General features: G+C 72.9%; 18 protein-coding genes. 11 read left to right on the forward strand and 7 right to left on the reverse strand.

What is annotated here, in order from left to right; genetic code table 11:
* Positions 1 to 59: 59 nt before the first annotated feature.
* Both IF47_RS0100580 and IF47_RS0100585 read right to left on the reverse strand, forming a co-directional pair.
* Positions 60 to 350, reverse strand: a complete 291-nt coding sequence (locus tag IF47_RS0100580; protein WP_031505818.1) for an MTH1187 family thiamine-binding protein — start codon at positions 348 to 350, stop codon at positions 60 to 62.
* Complete coding sequence (locus IF47_RS0100585; protein ID WP_051716726.1) at positions 347 to 724, reverse strand: DUF3817 domain-containing protein; 378 nt, start codon at positions 722 to 724, stop codon at positions 347 to 349. The genes IF47_RS0100580 and IF47_RS0100585 overlap by 4 nt, the downstream gene beginning before the upstream one ends.
* Before the next feature lie 85 nt (positions 725 to 809).
* On the opposite strand from IF47_RS0100585, the gene IF47_RS0100590 reads away from it, so the two are divergent.
* From IF47_RS0100590 to IF47_RS0100605, 4 genes are all read left to right on the forward strand, one after another.
* Positions 810 to 1448 (forward strand): AIM24 family protein, encoded by a 639-nt coding sequence (locus IF47_RS0100590; RefSeq protein WP_031505822.1) that lies wholly within the window; start codon positions 810 to 812, stop codon positions 1446 to 1448.
* The gene (locus tag IF47_RS0100595; RefSeq protein WP_031505823.1) at positions 1449 to 2099 is read left to right on the forward strand and encodes an AIM24 family protein; all 651 of its coding nucleotides are present in this window, start codon (positions 1449 to 1451) and stop codon (positions 2097 to 2099) included. It begins immediately after the preceding gene.
* Positions 2096 to 2869, forward strand: a complete 774-nt coding sequence (locus IF47_RS0100600; protein WP_031505824.1) for an AIM24 family protein — start codon at positions 2096 to 2098, stop codon at positions 2867 to 2869. Before IF47_RS0100595 ends, IF47_RS0100600 begins: the two co-directional genes overlap by 4 nt.
* A 67-nt stretch (positions 2870 to 2936) precedes the next feature.
* The gene (locus IF47_RS0100605; protein ID WP_031505825.1) at positions 2937 to 3413 is read left to right on the forward strand and encodes a MarR family winged helix-turn-helix transcriptional regulator; all 477 of its coding nucleotides are present in this window, start codon (positions 2937 to 2939) and stop codon (positions 3411 to 3413) included.
* On the opposite strand, the gene IF47_RS0100610 is transcribed toward IF47_RS0100605, so the two are convergent.
* Complete coding sequence (locus IF47_RS0100610; protein ID WP_078591459.1) at positions 3410 to 5044, reverse strand: sensor histidine kinase; 1635 nt, start codon at positions 5042 to 5044, stop codon at positions 3410 to 3412. The two genes, IF47_RS0100605 and IF47_RS0100610, sit on opposite strands and share 4 nt — an antisense overlap.
* Positions 5037 to 5702, reverse strand: a complete 666-nt coding sequence (locus tag IF47_RS0100615) for a response regulator transcription factor (protein ID WP_031505829.1) — start codon at positions 5700 to 5702, stop codon at positions 5037 to 5039. Before IF47_RS0100615 ends, IF47_RS0100610 begins: the two co-directional genes overlap by 8 nt.
* A 120-nt stretch (positions 5703 to 5822) precedes the next feature.
* On the opposite strand from IF47_RS0100615, the gene IF47_RS0100620 reads away from it, so the two are divergent.
* A complete protein-coding gene (locus IF47_RS0100620; protein WP_031505830.1) occupies positions 5823 to 6362 on the forward strand; it encodes a PepSY domain-containing protein in 540 nt (179 codons plus the stop codon).
* A gap of 22 nt (positions 6363 to 6384) precedes the next feature.
* On the opposite strand, the gene meaB is transcribed toward IF47_RS0100620, so the two are convergent.
* The gene (meaB, locus tag IF47_RS0100625) at positions 6385 to 7344 is read right to left on the reverse strand and encodes a methylmalonyl Co-A mutase-associated GTPase MeaB (protein ID WP_031505831.1); all 960 of its coding nucleotides are present in this window, start codon (positions 7342 to 7344) and stop codon (positions 6385 to 6387) included.
* A 133-nt stretch (positions 7345 to 7477) separates the two neighbouring features.
* Positions 7478 to 8653: an acetyl-CoA C-acetyltransferase gene (locus IF47_RS0100630; protein WP_031505832.1), complete on the reverse strand. Its 1176-nt coding sequence runs from the start codon at positions 8651 to 8653 to the stop codon at positions 7478 to 7480.
* Between the two features lie 200 nt (positions 8654 to 8853).
* Between IF47_RS0100630 and mce the strand changes: the two genes are divergently transcribed.
* The 5 genes from mce (at position 8854) to IF47_RS0100660 (ending at position 16368) form a co-directional block, all read left to right on the forward strand.
* A complete protein-coding gene (gene mce, locus IF47_RS0100640; protein ID WP_031505834.1) occupies positions 8854 to 9285 on the forward strand; it encodes a methylmalonyl-CoA epimerase in 432 nt (143 codons plus the stop codon).
* A gap of 150 nt (positions 9286 to 9435) precedes the next feature.
* The gene (gene scy, locus IF47_RS0100645) at positions 9436 to 12951 is read left to right on the forward strand and encodes a polarized growth protein Scy (RefSeq protein WP_031505835.1); all 3516 of its coding nucleotides are present in this window, start codon (positions 9436 to 9438) and stop codon (positions 12949 to 12951) included.
* Positions 12952 to 13074: 123 nt separating this feature from the next.
* On the forward strand, positions 13075 to 14025 hold the full coding sequence (locus tag IF47_RS0100650; RefSeq protein ID WP_031505836.1) for a coiled-coil domain-containing protein: 951 nt from the start codon (positions 13075 to 13077) through the stop codon (positions 14023 to 14025).
* Positions 14026 to 14170: 145 nt separating this feature from the next.
* On the forward strand, positions 14171 to 15418 hold the full coding sequence (locus IF47_RS0100655; protein WP_031505838.1) for an ABC transporter ATP-binding protein: 1248 nt from the start codon (positions 14171 to 14173) through the stop codon (positions 15416 to 15418).
* Between the two features lie 209 nt (positions 15419 to 15627).
* Positions 15628 to 16368 (forward strand): ABC transporter permease subunit, encoded by a 741-nt coding sequence (locus IF47_RS0100660; protein ID WP_245640942.1) that lies wholly within the window; start codon positions 15628 to 15630, stop codon positions 16366 to 16368.
* A 23-nt stretch (positions 16369 to 16391) separates the two neighbouring features.
* On the opposite strand, the gene IF47_RS0100665 is transcribed toward IF47_RS0100660, so the two are convergent.
* The gene (locus IF47_RS0100665; protein WP_031505840.1) at positions 16392 to 16715 is read right to left on the reverse strand and encodes a hypothetical protein; all 324 of its coding nucleotides are present in this window, start codon (positions 16713 to 16715) and stop codon (positions 16392 to 16394) included.
* A gap of 287 nt (positions 16716 to 17002) precedes the next feature.
* Between IF47_RS0100665 and IF47_RS0100670 the strand changes: the two genes are divergently transcribed.
* The gene (locus IF47_RS0100670) at positions 17003 to 18094 is read left to right on the forward strand and encodes an LLM class flavin-dependent oxidoreductase (protein WP_078591460.1); all 1092 of its coding nucleotides are present in this window, start codon (positions 17003 to 17005) and stop codon (positions 18092 to 18094) included.
* Positions 18095 to 18105 lie beyond the last annotated feature (11 nt).

Here is an 18105-nt window from a genome sequence, read left to right on the forward strand (position 1 = left end):
CGCGGACCGCCGCGGGCGTGCCCGCCACGCCCGGCACACCCGCGCCCGGCCCGTGGTCGTCAGCCCAGGTACCGCTCGACGGTCTCGACCTTCGAGGTCAGGCCGTCGGTGACACCGGGGCGGATGTCGGCCTTGAGGACGAGCGAGACGCGTGGGGCACGGGCCTCGACGGCGGCGACCGCCCGCCGCACGACCTCCATGCACTCCTCCCACTCGCCCTCGATCGAGGTGAACATCGCGTCCGTGCGGTTGGGCAGCCCGGACTCGCGGACGACCCGCACGGCCTCGGCGACGTACTCCCCCACGTCCTCGCCGACGCCGAGCGGTGTGACGGAGAAGGCGACGATCACGCGTCCACCGTCCCGGTGCGGGGCCGCTCGTCCTCCAGCCTGGCCTGCTCGACGCGGGCCCGGGCGGCGATCACGCTCGCCTCCGTCTCGCGGCGCAGCAGCCGGTCCGCGTAGAAGCCGCCGGCGGGCAGGACCGAGAGCACCACGTAGAGCGCCGCGCGGCCCAGGGGCCACTTGGCCTTGTTCCAGGCGTCCAGCCAGAAGATCAGGTAGAGGATGACCAGGACGCCGTGGACGGCGCCCATCACCGGCACGGCGTTGAACTCGGTGGTCCGCTTGAGCACGGAGCACACCAGCAGCACGAGGAAGGAGACGGCCTCCGGGACGGAGATCAGCCGGAGGCGGCGCAACGCTGAAGCGGTCTTGAGGTCCACGGGGAGATCCTTTGTGAAGGGATGCACAAGCGTTGCCATTGTGACAGCCTCCCCCCGGATGCCCGCCTCCGGGTAGATTCGCCCCGTGACTCGGTTCCGTCTCCAGGGCAGCAAGGTGCTCGCCGTCGACCTGGTCGGCGACACGGTCAGGGCGAAGAACGGCTCGATGGTCGCCTACGAGGGCCGGATGTCGTTCAAGAAACTCACCGGCGGCGGTGAGGGACTGCGCGGCATGGTCTCGCGCCGCCTCACCGGCGAGCAGATGGAGATGATGGAGGTGAAGGGGCAGGGCACCTGCTACTTCGCCGACCGCGCCGGCGACGTCAACCTGGTGACGCTGAACGGCGAGAAGCTCCACGTGGAGTCCGAGAACCTGCTGTGCGTGGACGGCTCCCTGCGCACCGGCACCACCTTCACCGGTCTGCGCGGCGCCGCGCAGGGCAACGGGCTGTTCACGACCACCGTCGAGGGCACCGGCACGGCGGCGCTGATGTCGGACGGCCCGGCGGTGGTGCTCCGCGTCACTCCGCAGTACCCCCTCCAGGTGGACCCCGGGGCGTACGTGGCGCACACCGGGAACCTCCGGCAGGAGTTCCAGACGGGAGTGAACTTCCGGACGGTCATCGGCGAGGGCGGTGGCGAGGCCTTCCAGATCCGCTTCGAGGGCGACGGACTGGTCTACGTCCAGCCCAGCGAGCGGAACACGATCGGTGGTGACCTGTAGATGCCGTTCCGAGAGATCAACTCCAAGATGGTCGAGGCGCGCGTGGTGCCCGGGCAGCGGCTGTTCAGCCAGCGCGGCGCGATGATCGCGTACACCGGCGAGGTCTCCTTCACCCCCAACATCCAGGGCGGCCAGGGCGGTTTCGGCTCGATGATCGGGCGGCGGCTGGCCGGGGAGGCGACACCGCTGATGACGGTCGAGGGCGACGGCACGGTGCTGTTCGGGCACGGCGGCCACCACGTGGAGGTGATCGAGTTGACCGGCCACACCCTCCATGTGGAGGCCGACCGGCTCCTGGCCTTCGACGGGACGCTGGAGCAGGGGACGATGTTCATGGGTTCCCAGGGCGGGGTCATGGGCATGGTCCGCGGCCAGGTGACCGGCCAGGGTCTGTTCACCACGACGCTGACCGGACACGGTTCGGTGGCCGTGATGGCGCACGGCGGGGTGATTCGGCTGCCGATCGCTCCCGGCGCTCCCGTCCACGTCGACCCCCAGGCGTACGTCGCCCACCACGGGAACGTGACGAACAAGCTCTCCACGGCGATCGGTTGGCGGGACATGGTCGGGCGCGGCTCGGGCGAGGCGTTCCAGTTGGAGCTGTCCGGTCAGGGCGAGGTGCTGGTCCAGGCGAGCGAGGAGAAGCTGTGAACGGTCCGGTCGTCCACGATCCCCACACGCTGCCGTCGAACGACAACGTCGACCCCTACACCTTCTGCGTGGACCTGTCGGGTCAGTGGTTCCTCCAGAAGGGGAAGATGATCGCCTACTACGGGCGGATCTCCTTCGACGGCATCGGCCACGGCCCCCTGGACCGGCTGGTGGCCGCCAGTTTCCACTCCCCACTGCACGCCGCGGACTGGGTCGTCGCGCAGGGGAAGGGCAAGATGCTCCTCGCCGACCGGGCGTTCGACGTCAACTCCTACGACCTGGACGACGGCAACCTCACCATCCGTTCGGGCAACCTGCTGGCCTTCGAGCCGAGCCTGTCGCTGAAGCAGTCGATCATCCCCGGCTTCGTCACCCTGCTGGGGACGGGGAAGTTCGTGGCGGCCTCCAACGGTCCGGTGCACTTCGTGGAGCCGCCGGTCCGGGTGGACCCGCAGGCGCTGGTCGGCTGGGCGGACTGCCCCTCCCCCTGCCACCACTACGACCACCGGTACCTCAAGGGGTTCCTGGGCGGGCTGCGGTCGCTGACCGGGATCGGCGGCACCTCCGGCGAGGAGCACCAGTTCGACTTCGTCGGGGCGGGCACGGTGCTGCTCCAGTCCACGGAGACGCTGATGGAGGAGCGGGACACCGGCGCTCCTCCGCCGGGACAGCCGGGCGTCCCCGGTTCCGGCGGCGGGCCCGGCGGCGGCGGGCAGCTTCCGCACCTTCCGGGCGGCCTGGGGGGCCTCCAGCGCCGCCTCGGCCTGTGACGGGCGTATCACCGCAGGTGACGGGCTCCCGGCGGAACGGCCCGTACCGCCGGGTAAAGTCCATGCCATGGAGACGGAGAAGGACCCCCACTGGCTGGCCGAGGAAGAGCAGCACGCCTGGCGCGTGCACCTCGACGTCAACAAGCTCCTCACCCACCAACTGGAGCGGGACCTCCAGCCGTTCGGGCTGACCATGAACGACTACGAGATCCTGGTCAACCTCTCCGAGTCGGACGACCGGCGGATGCGGATGAGCGACCTGGCCGCCGCCACGCTCCAGTCCAAGAGCCGCCTCTCCCACCAGATCACCCGCATGGAGAAGGCCGGGCTGGTGCGCCGGGAGAACTGCGAGTCCGACAAGCGCGGGCTGTTCGCGGTGCTGACCGAGCACGGTTGGAAGACGATGCGCGAGGTGGCGCCGCACCACGTCGCCTCGGTGCGGCGCCACTTCATCGACCTGCTCCCGCCGGACGCGCTGAAGGGGCTCCACGACGCGCTGACGCCGGTCGCCGACCACCTGCGGTCGCTCCGCGGGCGCGGCTAGTCCGTCCGTCCCCGCGCGGGGTCCGTCGCGCCGTCCGGGCCGCCCTCGGCGTCGGGGCGGGGGCCGGGGGTCTCGGACGCGGCGGGCAGGAGCAGCGTGAACAGGGCTCCGCCCTCGGGCGCCTCGCCGACGGCGAGGGTGCCGCCGTGGCGGGCCGCCACGTCACGGGCGATGGCCAGGCCCAGTCCGGCGCCGCCGTCGTCGCGGCTGCGCGCGTCGTCGAGCCGTACGAACCGCTGGAAGATCCTCTCCCGCTCCTCCTCCGGCACCCCGGCGCCGTCGTCGGCGACCTCCAGCACCGCCCACCGGCCCCTGCGGCCCACGGTCGCCCGGATGCGGCTCTCCGCGTGGCGCTGGGCGTTGTCCAGGAGGTTGCCCAACACCCGGGCGAGCTGGCCGCGCGAGCCGCTCACCTCCACCGGGGCTCCTTCCGTCCCCTCGTCCAGGGTGACGGCGATCCGGTCCCCGACGCGCTGCGCCAGCTCCTCCCGGACCAGCGCGTCCAGCGCCACCCGCTTCCCTCCCGGCCGCTCCCCCGCGTCCAGCCGGGCCAGCAGCAGCAGGTCGGCGGCGAGATCCTGGAGCCGCACGGTGTCGTGGATCGCGCCGTCGAGGTCGAGCAGCTCGGGGTGGGCCGCGGCGACCTCCAACTGGGTGCGCAGGGAGGCGATCGGGCTGCGCAGCTCGTGCGAGGCGTCGGCGACGAACCGGCGTTGCCGCTCCACGGACGCCTCCAGGGCCGCCAGGGTCTCGTTGGTCGTCCGCGCCAGCCGGGCGATCTCGTCGCCGGTGGTGGGCTCGGGCACGCGCCGGGACAGGTCGGTGCCGGCCGCGATGGCCGCCATCTCGCTCCGGATGCCCTCGACCGGCCGCAGCGCGCCGCGGGTGACCAGCCAGGTGACGCCCCCGACCACGACGAGCAGCACGGGCAGCCCGACGAGCATGGCGTCGGTGACGGTGGAGACCGCCTCCTCCTGCTCGGCGAGGGAGGCGCCGGCGTAGACGGTGACGGGGACGCGGTCGCGGGTGACGCTCTGCACGGCGACCAGACGGAAGTCCTGCGCCGCGACCGCCCGGGCGCGGTCGTAGGTCACCTCGCCGTCCTCGTCGACGGGCAGCGCGACGGTCTCGGTGACGCTGTTGCGGTCCACCTCGACGGGTTCGTCGGTCGTGGTGGGGGTGTCGTCGTCCCGATCGTCGTCGTCCCGGTCGTCGTCGTCCTGATCGTCCCGGTCGTCGTCGTCCTGGTCGTCCCGGTCCTCCGGGGAGGGCGTGACGGTCGTCGGCCGCGGCCGGGGGGCCTCGGGCCGGTTGAAGTCGGCCACGGGGCCGCGTCCGGACAGCGGTCGGCTGGCCCCGAGCACCGTGCCGGAGGAGTCCACCACCTGGACGGGATCGTCGTCCTCCAGCGCCTGCACGCCGCCCACCTCGTCCGCAGTCACGTCGGCGACCCCGGCGGCGACCTCGCGGGCGGTGGTCTCGGCGTGCAGCCGGGCGTTCTCGGTGAGGCCGTCGCGCAACACCCCGACCACCGTGAACCCGGCCGCCACCAGGGCCACCGCCACCACGAGCGTGGCGCCGAGCGCGGCGCGCGCGCGGACGGTGAGCCGGGAGAGCGGTGTCCTAGACATCGGGCCTCACCATGCGGTAGCCGGCGCCGCGCACCGTGACGATCGTGTCGGGCCCCAGCTTGCGGCGCAGCGCGCTGACGTACACCTCGACGATGTTGACGTCGCCCTCGTAGGCGAAGTCCCAGACGTGTTCGAGGATCTCCGCCTTGGAGACCACCTCCCCGGCGCGCACGGCCAGGTACTCCAGCACCGCGAACTCCTTGGCGGTCAGCGTCACCTCCCGCCCGTCCAGCGTCACCCGCCGCGCGCCGGGGTCCACGGTCAGCTCGCCCACGCGCAGCACGGACGCCCCGCCGCGGGTGCGGCGCCGCAGCAGCGCCCGCACCCGGGCGAGCAGCACCACGTAGGAGAACGGCTTGGTCAGGTAGTCGTCGGCGCCGGTGTCGAGCCCCTCGGCCTCGTCGTACTCGCCGTCCTTGGCGGTCAGCATCAGGATCGGCGTCTCGTCGCCGGCGGCGCGCAGGGTGGAGCAGACCCGGTATCCGTTCATCCCCGGCAGCATGATGTCGAGGACGATCAGGTCGTACGACCCCTCGGTCGCCTTGTGCAGCCCGTCGATCCCGTCGTGGGCCACGTCGACGGCGAAGCCCTCCGCCCGCAGTCCCCTGGCCAACGACAGGGCGAGCCGTTTCTCGTCCTCCACGATCAGCACGCGCATGGGGCCAGCCTGCCAAAACGGACCTGAAGAGATCTTCAGGTGGTTTCAGGAAAGCTTCAGCTCCGTCCTGCGACGGTGTTCCCCGTAAGCCACGAACCACCCCGCTCGGGAGGAACGGACATGAATCGCAAGCTGGTCATCGCCGCCGTCACCACCGCCGCGCTCGCCGTGGGCGGAAGCAGCATCGCCTTCGCCGGCGACGACACCGACTCCTCGGAAGCCCTGGCCGCGAGCCTGCGGACGGGCGACGACGTCGACGACCGGCGGGACGACGACCGGGACGACAGGGACGACCGGGACGACGACCGCGACGGCAGGGACGACGATCACGGCGACGACCGGGACGACCGGCGGGAGCTGCGCGACGCCAAGGTCACGCTCCAGCAGGCCGTCGCCGCCGCGCTGAAGGCCGTGCCGGGCACGGCGGAGTCCGTCGAGCTGGAGGACGACGACCGGCTGGTCTGGGACGTCGACCTCCTGGGCAAGGACGGCAAGTGGTACGAGATCACGGTGGACGCGAACAACGCCGACATCCTGGAGCGGGACGTCGACTCGGACGACGACCGCGATGACCGGGACGACGACCGCGATGACCGCGATGACCGGGACGACGACCGCGACGACCGGGACGACAGGGACGACGACCGCGACGACGACTGACGGCCGTCGCCCCCGCCGGGGGTCACTCCCCGGTCAGTCCCGCCACCAGCTCGTCGGCCGCCGTGTACGGGTCGAGCGCCCCGTCCACGATCCGTTCGGCCAGAGCGCCCAGCCGCCGGTCACCGCGCAGATCCCCGATGCGCTCGCGCAGCGCGGTGACCGCGATGGTCTCCACCTCGCGGGCCGCGCGCGCCCGGCGGCGCTCGGCGAGCACGCCGCGCTCCTGCATCCAGGCGTAGTGCTTCTCCAGCGCCTCGACGACCTCGTCGACGCCCTCGCCGCGCGCGGCGACGGTCTTGACGATCGGCGGACGCCAGTCGCCCGGCCCCCGGGCCTCCCCGAGGCCGAGCATGTGGTTGAGCTCCCGGGCGGTGGCGTCGGCGCCGTCCCGGTCGGCCTTGTTGACCACGTAGACGTCGCCGATCTCCAGGATTCCGGCCTTGGCGGCCTGGATTCCGTCGCCCATGCCCGGGGCGAGGAGGACGACGGAGGTGTCGGCCTGCGAGGCGATCTCCACCTCGGACTGGCCGACGCCCACCGTCTCCACCAGGACCACGTCGCAGCCCGCCGCGTCCAGGACCCGAATGGCCTGCGGAGCGGCCCAGGCCAGCCCGCCCAGGTGGCCGCGGGAGGCCATGGAGCGGATGTAGACGCCGGGGTCGGAGGCGTGCTCGCCCATCCGCACCCGGTCGCCCAGCAGTGCCCCGCCGGAGAACGGCGAGGACGGGTCCACCGCCAGGACGCCGACCCGCTTGCCGATCCTCCGGTACGCGGTCACCAGCGCCGAGGTGGAGGTGGACTTGCCCACCCCCGGCGAGCCGGTCAGACCGACGACGTACGCGTTGCCGGTCAGCGGCGCCAGTGTCGCCATCACCTCGCGGAGCTGCGGAGAGGCGCCCTCCACCAGCGAGATCAGCCGGGCCACGGCCCGGGGCTTGCCCTCCCGCGCCTGCTCCACCAGTCCGGGGACGTCCACCGCCATGCGTGCTGCGCTCCTCGCCATCCTCCGGCCGTCCCTCGGCCGGTCTCGTCGTACCGGTCGTGCCCCGTCGCCGTACCGGTCGTACCGCCGGGCACGGGCCCCCACGGAAACGTACGGGCCCGTGCCCGGTCCGTCACTTCCTCGGCACCCGCACGATCAGGGCGTCGCCCTGACCGCCGCCGCCGCACAGCGCCGCCGCGCCCACGCCGCCGCCCCGACGCTTGAGTTCCAGGGCGAGGTGGAGCACGATCCGCGCGCCGGACATCCCGATCGGGTGACCCAGCGCGATGGCGCCGCCGTTGACGTTCACCTTTTCGTGGTCGATGCCGAGGTCCTTCATCGACTGCACCGCGACGGCCGCGAACGCCTCGTTGATCTCGATCAGGTCGAGGTCGCCGACCTCCAGGCCCTCCTTGTCCAGCGCGTGCCGGATGGCGTTGGAGGGCTGCGACTGCAGGGAGTTGTCCGGGCCCGCCACGTTGCCGTGGGCGCCGATCTCGGCGATCCACTCCAGGCCCAGCTCCTGGGCCTTGGCCTTGCTCATCACGACCACCGCGGCGGCGCCGTCGGAGATCTGCGAGGAGGAGCCGGCGGTGATGGTGCCGTCCTTGGCGAACGCCGGACGGAGCTTGGCCAGGGACTCCACCGTGGTCTCGGGCCGGATGCCCTCGTCCTTGCTGAACAGGATCGGGTCGCCCTTGCGCTGCGGGATCTCCACCGGGGTGATCTCCGCGTCGAAGAGGCCGTTCTTCTGCGCGGCGGCGGCGCGCTGGTGGGAGAGCGCCGCGATCTCGTCCTGCTCGGCGCGGCCGATGCCCAGCCGGGTGTTGTGCTTCTCGGTGGACTCGCCCATGGCGACGCCCTCGAACGAGTCGGTGAGGCCGTCGTGGGCCATGGCGTCCAGCATCTGCACCGCGCCGTACTTGAAGCCGTCACGGGACTTGGGCAGCAGGTGCGGGGCGTTGGTCATGGACTCCTGGCCGCCCGCGACGACCACGTCGAACTCGCCGGCCCGGATGAGCTGGTCGGCCAGCGCGATGGCGTCCAGCCCGGAGAGGCAGACCTTGTTGATCGTCAGCGCCGGGACGTTCATGGGGATGCCGGCCTTCACGGCGGCCTGCCGGGCCGGGATCTGTCCCGCGCCGGCCTGGAGCACCTGACCCATGATCACGTACTGCACCTGGTCCCCGCCGATGCCCGCCCGGTCCAGGGCCGCCTTGATGGCGAAGCCGCCGAGGTCGGCGCCGGAGAAGGACTTCAGCGAGCCCAGCAGGCGACCCATGGGCGTGCGGGCGCCCGCGACGATCACGGAGGTGGTGGCGGACGCTGCGTTCCTCTGGGCGTTCGTCTGGGCGTTCGTCGTTTCGGTCACGGTGCGGCCCCTTCGGAGCAGGGAGGTTGACGAGGGTTTTCGCCAATGTACTGAGCGGTACCGGCTCGGGTCATCGGTCGGTCGGTGTGACCGTGAGCACGTTGCGTAACCACACGGCATGGCGGTGCACTGGAGCCATGCTGACTCGTATCGACCACATCGGGATCGCCTGCTTCGACCTGGACAAAACCGTCGAGTTCTACCGTGCCACCTATGGCTTCGAGGTGTTCCACACCGAGGTGAACGAGGAACAGGGGGTGCGCGAGGCCATGCTGCGGATCAACGGCACGGACGACGGCGGCGCCTCCTACCTCCAGCTCCTGGAGCCGATCCGGGAGGACTCCACCGTCGCCAAGTGGCTGGCGAAGAACGGCGAGGGCGTCCACCACATCGCCTTCGGCACCGCGGACGTCGACGGCGTCGCCGACGACATCCGGAACAAGGGCGTACGAGTGCTGTACGACGAGCCGCGCAGGGGTTCGATGGGATCGCGGATCACCTTCCTGCATCCCAAGGACTGTCACGGTGTCCTCACCGAACTGGTCACTTCCGCCCCCTCGCGACACTGACGTCCGCTCCCCCGGCCGGTAGAGTGGCCGTTCGGCCGGGGCTGTGGGCTGGCTGGGGGCCCGTCCCGAGTTCCGCCGATGATCTGACACCATTTCCTCCGAGGGGTCAGTTCACCTTCACCACGACCAGGGGACGGATGGGACCGCGCAGTGCGGGGCTACGACCGCTACGAGGCTGACGACCACCTATCCCGGCTCGAAGCCGAGATGAAGCGGCTGAAGGACGAGCGGGACAAGGCGATCGATCACGCCGACGACCTCGGCTATCAGGTCGAAGTGCTGCGCGCCAAGCTGCACGAGGCGCGCCGCGCTCTCGCCGCGCGCCCGGCCGGCTACGACAACCTGTCGCACCAGGCCGAGCAGCTCCTGCGCAACGCCCAGATCCAGGCCGAGCAACTGCGCGCCGACGCCGAGCGCGAACTGCGCGAGGCCCGCGCGCAGACCCAGAGACTCCTCCAGGAGCACGCCGAGCGGCAGGCCCGGATGGAGGCCGAGCTGCACGCCGAGGCGGTCGCCCGTCGCCAACAGCTCGACCAGGAGCTCAACGAGCGCCGCGCCACCGTCGAGTCCCACGTCAACGAGAACGTCGCCTGGGCCGAGCAACTGCGCGCCCGCAGCGAGGCCCAGGCCCGCCGGTTGATGGACGAGGCGCGCGCCGAGGCCGAACAGACCCTGGCCTCGGCCCGGGCCGAGGCGCAGCGGCTGGCCGAGCAGTCCCGACAGCGACTGACCTCGGAGGCCGAGGCCGCCCGCGCCGAGGCCGACGCCCTGCTGCGCCGCGCCCGCGCGGACGCCGAACGTCTGCTGAACGCCGCCTCCGCGCAGGCCCAGGAGGCCACCGAGCACGCCGAGCGGCTGCGCACCTCCACCGCCGCCGAGTCCGAGGCCGCCCGTCACGAGGCCGCCGCCCTGGCCCGCCAGGCCGAGCAGCGGATGCAGGAGGCCGAGACGGCGCTGCGCGAGGCCCGCGCGGAGGCCGAGCAGGTCCTCGCCGAGGCCCGCGAGACGGCCGCCAAGCGGCTGTCCGACGCCGAGGCGGAGAACGAGCAGCGCACCCGCGTCGCCAAGGCCGAGATCGCCCGCATGGTCGCCGAGGCCACCAAGGACGCGGAGGCCGCCAAGGCCGAGGCCGAACAGGTGCGGGCCGACGCCGCGGCCGAGGCGGAGCGGCTGATCGCCGAGGCCCGCGAGACGGCTCGGGCCAAGTCGGCCGAGGAGTCGGCCGACCGGCTGGCCGAGGCCGCCCGAACGGCCGAGGAGGTGCTCACCAAGGCGGCCGAGGAGGCCAAGGCCACCACCAAGGCGGCGGCCGAGGAGGCCGAGCGGCTTCGGGCGGAGGCCGAGGCGGAGGCCGACCGGCTGCGCGCCGAGGCGCACGACGTCGCCGAGCAGCTCAAGGGCGCGGCCAAGAACGACACCAAGGAGTACCGGGCCAAGACCGTCGAGCTCCAGGAGGAGGCGCGGCGGCTGCGCGGCGAGGCGGAGCAGTTGCGCGCCGAGGCCGTCGCGGAGGGCGAGCGGATCCGCGGCGAGGCCCGCCGCGAGGCCGTCCAGCAGATCGAGGAGGCGGCCAACCGCGCCGAGGAGGTGCTCGCCCAGGCCAAGGCGGACGCGGAGGAGACCCGCAACGCCGCCGGCGCCGAGAGCGAGCGGGTCCGCACCGAGGCGATCGAACGGGCCGCCACCCTGCGCCGCCAGGCCGAGGAGGCGCTGGAGAGGGCCCGTGCCGAGGCCGAGGAGCTGCGTGCCGAGGCCCAGGAGACGGCCGATCGGGTGCGGGCGGAGGCCGAGGAGGCCGGGCAGCGGCTGCGGGAGGAGACGGAGGAGGCCGTCCGCGCCCGCCGCGCCGAGACCGAGGCGGAATTGGAGCGGCTCCGCGGGGAGGCCGAGCAGCGGCTGGCCGACGCCGAGGAACGGCTCCGCGAGGCCCGCGGCGAGGCCGAACGGCTCCGCGAGGAGGCCCGCACCGAGACCGAGCGGCTGCGCACGGAGTCGGCGGAGCGGCTGCGAACCCTGCGGCAGCAGGCCGAGGAGGAGGCCGAACGGCTGCGCACCGACGCCGTCTCGGACGCCGCGCAGGCCCGCGCCGAGGGCGAGGCCGTGGCGGTTCGGCTGCGCACCGAGGCGGCGACCGAGGCCGAACGGCTGCGCGCCGAGGCCCAGGAGACGGCCGATCGGGTGCGGGCGGAGGCCGCCGCCGCGGCCGAGCGGATCGGCGCGGAGGCGGCCGAGACCCTGGCCGCCGCCCAGGAGGAGGCGGCACGGCGCCGCCGCGAGGCCGAGGAGCTGCTCGCCGACGCCCGTGCGGAGGCCGGCCGCGAGCGTGCCCAGGCGCGCGAGCAGAGCGAGGAGTTGCTCGCCTCGGCCCGCAAGCGGGTCGAGGAGGCGCACGCCGAGGCCGAGCGGCTGGTCGCCGAGGCCGAGCGGCGCGCGGCCGAACTGGTCGCGGCCGCCGAGCAGAAGGCCCAGCAGGTCCGCGACGCGGTCGCGGACCTGCACGAGCAGGCCGAGGAGGAGATCTCCGGCCTGCGGTCCGCGGCGGAGCACGCCGCGGCCACCCTGCGCCGGGAGGCGCAGGAGGAGTCGGACGCCGCCAAGTCGCTTGCCGAGCGCACCGTTTCGGAGGCGATCGCCGAGGCGGAGCGGGTGCGGTCCACCGCCGCCGAGGAGGCCGAGCGGACGCGTGCCGAGGCCGACCGCGTTCAGGACGAGGCTCGTCAGGCCGCGGCGAAGCGCCTGGGCGAGGCCGCCGAACAGGCCGACCGCCTCATCGCCAAGGCCCGCGAGGAGGCCGAGCGGACGCGTGCCGAGGCCGACCGCGTCCGGGACGAGGCTCGTCAGGCCGCGGCGAAACGGCTGGGCGAGGCCGCCGAACAGGCCGACCACCTCATCGCCAAGGCCCGCGAGGAGGCCGTCCGCGTCGCGGCGGCCGCCGAGGAGCAGGCGGACACCATGGTCGGCGCCGCCCGCAAGGAGGCCGAACGCCTGGTGGCCGAGGCCCGGGTGGAGGGCGCCGCGCTGGTGGAGAAGTCCCGCAGCGACTCCGACACCATGCTGGAGGAGGCTCGCCGTGACGCCAACGCCATCCGGGAGCGGGCCGAGGAGCTGCGGGCCCGTACCGAGGCCGAGATCGAGGAGCTGCACGACCGTGCCCGCCGGGAGGCGGCCGAGGCGATGAAGTCCGCGGGCGAACGCGTGGACAAACTCGTGAAGGCCGCGAGCGACCAGTTGGCCGAGGCCGAGGAGAAGGCCCGTCGGACGAAGGCGGATGCCGACTCCGAGGCGAGCAAGGTCCGTATCGCGGCGGTGAAGAAGGCCGAGGGGCTGCTCAAGGAGGCCGAGCAGAAGAAGGCCAGGATCATCAAGGACGCCGAACGGGTGCGCGCCGAGGCGGAGGCCGAGGCGAAGCGGACCTTGGAGCAGAGCAGGCGCGAGCTGGATGTGCTGGCTCGCCGCCGCGAGGACATCAACGCCGAGATCTCCCGCGTCCAGGACGTCCTGGAGGCGCTGGAGTCCTTCGAGTCGCCGGCCGCGAGCGGCAAGGGCGGCAAGGGCGGCAAGGAGGACAAGGGCGGAAAAGGACCGGACGGGGGGTCAAACGGCGCCGTGAGAGCCGGCGTTGGAGCAGGAGCAGTACATGCGAACAGCAAGCAGGGCAAGGACTGAGTCAATCGAACAGACGTACACTCTGCATATCAAACCGGCATCTTCTCGTTGACACGCCGCTTTCCCCCCTAGGATTCCCTCTATCACTCTCCCGTCCGACCCCGTCTGATCGACAGGAACCCCATGAGCGACTCTTCATCCTCTCCCTTCGGCTTCGAGCTCGTGCGGCGTGGCTACGACCGCGGACAGGTGGACGACCGCATCGCGAAGCTCGTCGCCGACCGTGACAACGCACTGGCCCGTATCGCATCGCTGGAGAAGCGCATCGAGGAGCTGCACCTCGAGACGCAGAACGCGCAGGCACAGATCAACGAGTCCGAGCCGTCGTACGCCGGACTGGGTGCCCGGGTCGAAAAGATCCTCCGCCTCGCCGAGGAGGAGGCCAAGGACCTGCGCGAGGAGGCCCGCCGGGCCGCCGAACAGCACCGTGAACTCGCCGAGGCCGCCGCCCAGCAGGTCCGCAACGACGCCGAGTCGTACGCCGTCGACCGCAAGGAGAAGGCCGAGGAGGAGGGCGCCCGGATCGTCGAGAAGGCGAAGACCGAGGCCGCCACGCTGCGGGCCGAGGCGCAGAAGGACGCCCAGGCCAAGCGCGAGGAGGCCGACGCCCTCTTCGAGGACACCCGGGCCAAGGCCGCGCAGGCCGCCGCCGACTTCGAGACCAACCTGGCCAAGCGGCGCGAGCAGTCCGAGCGGGACCTCGCCTCCCGTCAGGCCAAGGCCGAGAAGCGGCTGGCGGAGATCGAGCACCGCGCCGAGCAGCTCCGTCTGGAGGCCGAGAAGCTGCGCACCGACGCCGAGCGCCGCGCCCGTCAGACGGTGGAGACCGCTCAGCGCCAGGCCGAGGACATCGTGGCCGACGCCAACGCCAAGGCCGACCGCATCCGCAGCGAATCCGAGCGCGAGCTGGCGGCGCTCACCAACCGCCGCGACAGCATCAACGCCCAGCTCACCAACGTCCGCGAGATGCTCGCCACGCTCACCGGCGCGGCCGTCGCCGCGACCGGGCAGCCGAGCACGGAGAGCGACGACGAGTCGCTGGGTCGCGGCGTCCCCGCGCAGCAGTCGCGCTGACGCCCCTTCCGCCCGCGGGAGGACGGTCCGACGGAACACCGGCGCCGGCGCCTTTCGTGTCGGGAACCGAGGGCGTCCCGATACGCTCCTGGGTTACGACGGGGGCGGCATGCCCCGAACCGCACGACAACAGGGGCGGAAGAGCATGATCGAAGCGTTCGGCCTGACGAAGCGCTACGGCGCCAAGACGGCCGTGTACGACCTTTCCTTCCAGGTGAGACCAGGTCTGGTCACCGGCTTCCTGGGGCCGAACGGCTCGGGCAAGTCCACCACGATGCGGATGATCCTGGGGCTGGACGCCCCGACCGCCGGACACGTCACCGTCAACGGCCACCTGTACCGTCAACTGCCCAACGCCCCACGGCAGGTGGGGGCCCTGCTGGACGCCAAGGCGATCCACGGCGGGCGCAGCGCGTACAACCACCTGTTGTGCCTGGCCCAGTTGTCCGGCATCCCCAGACGGCGCGTGGACGAGGTGCTCGGGGTCGTCGGTCTGCAGGACGTGGCGTGGAAGCGGTCCAAGGGCTTCTCGCTGGGCATGGGGCAGCGCCTGGGCATCGCGGCGGCGCTGCTCGGCGATCCACAGGTGCTGCTGTTCGACGAACCGGTCAACGGCCTGGACCCGGAGGGCATCCTCTGGGTCCGCAACCTGATGAAGAGGCTCGCCTCCGAGGGACGTACGGTCTTCGTCTCCAGCCACCTGATGAGCGAGATGGCCCTGACCGCCGACCACCTGATCGTGATCGGCCGCGGCCAGTTGCTCGCCGACATGTCCGTGAAGGACTTCATCGCCCACAACTCCGCGGACTTCGCCCTGGTCCGCACTCCCGACACCGAGCCGGAGCAGCGCGGCAGGCTGTCCACCGTCCTCGCCGAGGCGGGCGGCCACGTTCGGCCGGAGCCGGACGGCGCGTTGCGGGTCTCCGGGCTGCCGCTGCCGCGGATCAGCGACCTGGCGCACGAGGCGGGCGTGCGGCTGTGGGAGCTCTCTCCGCACTCGGCCTCCCTGGAGGAGGCGTACATGCGCATGACGCAGGGCGTGGTGGACTACCGCTCCACCGAGGACCCGCGGGCCGGACTGCAGGCGCCGCCCGGCGTCGGTCACGCCGTGCCGCCCGGTGCGGTCCCCGGCGTCTGGTCCCCTCCGCCGGGTGCCGTCCCGGCGGGGTACGCCCCGCCGGTGCCGGGCGTGATCCCGGGTCAGGCGAACCCGTACGCCACGCCGCCGCAGGCGCCCTGGCAGGCCCCCCGGACGCCCCCACAGGCCCCGCAAGCTCCGCAGGCCCCGCAGGTGCCGCCCCCGGCCCCGCGTCAGGCCCCGACCCCGCCCACCGCCGCGCCGGAGGGCGTCGGCGCCGAACCCACCGAGCGCGACAGCGAGGACGCCCGATGACCACCCCTCAGCAGAACCCGGCCGTTCCTCCCGCGCCGCCTGCGGGACCACCGATGCCGCTCCCGGCCGACCCGTCGTCGGGCGGCCCCGGTCACTTCTCGGGGTACTCCTCGCCGATCCCGGTGACGCGCGCCCGCCTCGGGCACGCCATCGCATCGGAGTGGACCAAGATCCGCTCGGTGCGGTCGACGGTGTGGACGCTCGCCGTCATGTTCGCCCTCGTCCTGGGCATCGGCACCCTCGTCGCCCTCGCCCTCGGCAGCCAGGACACACTCGAACTCCCGGTGCTCTCCGGCGGCTTCTTCGGTCTGATGTTCGGTCAGTTGTGCGTCATCACGCTCGGCGTGCTGGTGATCACCTCCGAGTACAGCACCGGCATGATCCGCACCACCCTCACCGCCTGTCCGTCGCGGGCCCGGGTGCTCACCGCCAAGGCCGTGGTCTTCTTCCTGCTGTCCTTCGTGACGACGCTCGTCGCCTGCACGTTGACCGCGCTGCTCCACGCGGCGATGGTCGAGGGCAAACGGATCCCCGAGTACGTCGATTCGGAACTGCTCAACGAGGAGTCCATCGCCGCCGGCGAGGCCGTCGCCTCCGCCGGCGAGTGGCTGGGCGCCACGGTCGGCGCCGCGCTGTACGTGGCCCTGCTGGGCCTGCTGTCGCTGGCGGTCGGCACGCTGCTGCGCAGCACCCCGGCGGCGATCACCTCCATGCTCGGCCTGGTGCTGCTGCCCTTCGTCGTCTCGCTGTTCCTCTTCACCGAGAGCACCTGGAAGGTGGGCGAGAAGCTGCGCGAGTACTCGGTGCTCAACGGACTGTCGTCGCTGTTCCGCATCCCGATGGAAGGCGATGCGACCGGCACCGGATGGCCGTTGCTCGGGCTGCTGGCGGCCGTCACCGCGGCCGCGCTGATCGGCGCGTACGCCCGCATCTCCACCCGGGACGCCTGACGCGGGCCGACGGGCCCGTCCGGTCAGTACCTCGGCGCGTTACGGGACCGCTGGAGCTTCGCGCTCCGGCGGTCCCTGGCGTTCCAGCAGGCCCGGTGCCAGTGCCGCCGGTCCTCCACCCGGCCGTCGAGCTGCCAGGCCACGACGTGCGGCACTCCGGGCGGGATCTCCTGGTCGCAGCCGGGGCAGCGGTAGTGCTTGGCCGCCGACTGCCCCGCCACCTGCCGTACCACCCACTCCTCGTCCCGCCACTCCACGGTGCGTTCCCGGCCGTGGCGGTCCTCCACCTCACCGAAGCGGCGAGCGGGCCTGCCACCGCCGCGCGGACGGTTTCGACGCGGGGACAAGGGGCACCTCACGTGGTCTTCTGGGCCCGGGGGCCGAGCGGCACGACTGCTCCGTCCAGAGTACGCGGGACGGCGCCGGGCGTGAGCGGGCGCCTTCTTCCGTCCACGCCACTCGATCCGCCCTCGCGCGCCTCCGCATGCCTCCGCGCGCCCGTCGCGAAAACTTCTCGGCAGGCCGTGCCCTGGGCACGCGTCCGGCGTTGTTGCCGACAGAGAGGCCGTTCGGGGCCGGCCCGCCGCCGGGGCGGTGTCGTGGGGCGGTCCGGCGCCGACGAGGAGACAGTGGCATGCGTGTTGGAGCTTTCGTACTGGCGGCCCAGTTCCCGGGGCAGGGGCAGGGGGAAGCGCTCCACCGCGCCGTGCGGACGGCCGAGGAGGCCGAGCGCGCCGGGCTGGACTCCGTGTGGGTGGCCGAGCACCACTTCGTGCCCTACGGCGTCTGCCCCTCGGCGGTCACCCTGGCCGCGCTGCTGCTGGGGCGCACACGGCGCATCGGGGTGGGAACGGCCGTGAGCGTGCTGCCGACCGCGCATCCGGTCGCCGTCGGCGAGCAGGCCGCGCTGCTGCACCTCCTCTCCGACGGCCGGTTCACCCTCGGCGTCGGGCGTGGCGGCCCCTGGGTGGACCTGGAGGTCTTCGGCGGCGGCGTCGAGGCGTACGAGCGGGGCTTCCCCGAGTCGCTGGACCTGCTGCTGCGCTGGCTGCGCGAGCCGCGCGTCGGCGCGGACGGCGAGCGCTACCGCTTCCGCGAGGTCCCCGTCGTGCCGCGCCCGGACCAGGGCCTCCCGGGGACGGAGGAGGTGCCCGTGCTGGTCGCCTGCACCTCCCCCGCGTCCGTGCGGCTGGCCGCCGCGCGCGGACTGCCGATGCTGCTGGGGATGCACTGCGGGGACGAGGAGAAGGCGGAGATGGTCGCCCTGTGGCGGCGCGAGGCGCTGGCCGCGGGCCTCGCCCCGGAGGCGGTGGCGTCGGCCGGGCACGTGTCGGCCGGGGTGGCGCAGGTGGCCGACACCCGGGACGAGGCCGTGGAGACCCTCACCAAGGCGATGCCGGACTGGCTGCGGCAGGGCCTGGGCGCGCACACGACCGTGGACGGCAGGCCGCGCAGGATGCGCGATCCCCTCGCCTACACCGAACTGCTGTGCTCGCTGCACCCGGTCGGCCCGCCCGGGCTGTGCGCCGACCGGCTCGCGGCCACGGCGGAGCGGACGGGAATCTCTCGGTTCGCCCTGCTGACCGAGGGCTCGGGCGATCTGGCCGCCACCGAACTGAACGTCCGGAGGCTGGGCGCGGAGGTGCTGCCGCTCCTCCCCCGAGCAGCGGCAGCGAGCACACCGTCGGGTGTGCCGGCGAGCAGGGGGCCGGGCACGGCGCCGTGACCCGGCCGTCC

It is taken from the genome of Streptomyces megasporus (assembly GCF_000718985.1).
GTDB classification, from domain to species: domain Bacteria; phylum Actinomycetota; class Actinomycetes; order Streptomycetales; family Streptomycetaceae; genus Streptomyces; species Streptomyces megasporus.

What these genes read in the sequence shown, in the direction of transcription:
- IF47_RS0100595 (WP_031505823.1), top strand. Translation starts at nt 1,449, where the DNA reads ATGCCGTTCCGAGAGATCAACTCCAAGATGGTCGAGGCGCGCGTGGTG.
- IF47_RS0100605 (WP_031505825.1), top strand. Translation starts at nt 2,937, where the DNA reads ATGGAGACGGAGAAGGACCCCCACTGGCTGGCCGAGGAAGAGCAGCAC.
- IF47_RS0100610 (WP_078591459.1), bottom strand. Translation starts at nt 5,044, where the DNA reads ATGTCTAGGACACCGCTCTCCCGGCTCACCGTCCGCGCGCGCGCCGCG.
- IF47_RS0100615 (WP_031505829.1), bottom strand. Translation starts at nt 5,702, where the DNA reads ATGCGCGTGCTGATCGTGGAGGACGAGAAACGGCTCGCCCTGTCGTTG.
- IF47_RS0100620 (WP_031505830.1), top strand. Translation starts at nt 5,823, where the DNA reads ATGAATCGCAAGCTGGTCATCGCCGCCGTCACCACCGCCGCGCTCGCC.
- meaB (WP_031505831.1), bottom strand. Translation starts at nt 7,344, where the DNA reads ATGGCGGTGGACGTCCCCGGACTGGTGGAGCAGGCGCGGGAGGGCAAG.
- mce (WP_031505834.1), top strand. Translation starts at nt 8,854, where the DNA reads ATGCTGACTCGTATCGACCACATCGGGATCGCCTGCTTCGACCTGGAC.
- IF47_RS0100650 (WP_031505836.1), top strand. Translation starts at nt 13,075, where the DNA reads ATGAGCGACTCTTCATCCTCTCCCTTCGGCTTCGAGCTCGTGCGGCGT.
- IF47_RS0100655 (WP_031505838.1), top strand. Translation starts at nt 14,171, where the DNA reads ATGATCGAAGCGTTCGGCCTGACGAAGCGCTACGGCGCCAAGACGGCC.
- IF47_RS0100660 (WP_245640942.1), top strand. Translation starts at nt 15,628, where the DNA reads ATGTTCGCCCTCGTCCTGGGCATCGGCACCCTCGTCGCCCTCGCCCTC.
- IF47_RS0100670 (WP_078591460.1), top strand. Translation starts at nt 17,003, where the DNA reads ATGCGTGTTGGAGCTTTCGTACTGGCGGCCCAGTTCCCGGGGCAGGGG.